This is a genomic window from Paenibacillus sp. Dod16 (assembly GCF_049893405.1).
Classification (GTDB): Bacteria; Bacillota; Bacilli; order Paenibacillales; family Paenibacillaceae; genus Paenibacillus_AQ.
Genome location: NZ_JBNDYG010000140.1, coordinates 1 through 473 on the forward strand (window position 1 = coordinate 1; position 473 = coordinate 473).

Annotated in this window: 1 protein-coding gene; it reads right to left on the reverse strand. The window is 43.8% G+C overall.

Annotation, left to right across the window (positions count from 1 at the left end):
* Nucleotides 1–89: 89 nt before the first annotated feature.
* The coding region (locus ACPV3A_RS37790; RefSeq protein WP_426205022.1) for a transposase at nucleotides 90–473 on the reverse strand (384 nt) is incomplete at its 5' end.

Here is a 473-nt window from a genome sequence, read left to right on the forward strand (position 1 = left end):
ACGGGAAACCGCGGCTAACTTCAAGAGCCAAACAAGACGATGGTGTACTCGCAAGTCCTCTATGATCTGAAATCTAGCTGCTTTACTCGTCACTCCTTGTGTAGATTTGGATACTGCTTTTTTAAATATTCAATCTCCGCTCGCAAGTAGGCCATCTCTTCTTCCATACTGGAAAACTTCGTTCTGGGGCGTCCCCGTTTGGATGCGGCAGGTTCTAGGCTCATTCCACGTTTCGTTTTCGCCGCCCATACTTGTACTTGAGATTTATTTTGAATACCTAAACGTTGTGCTACTTCGCGAATACTCATATGTTCTTCGTTGACCAGCCGGGCCGCCTCCAATTTTAATTCCAAGGAGTACCGTTGGTAAGTTTGTCCTTTTTTAGCCATGAAAAAATCCCCTTCGTTAGGCAAGATTAAGTCCATCTTAACAGATGTCTTTTTTCTCTTGTCTACTAAAAGGGGATAATACCA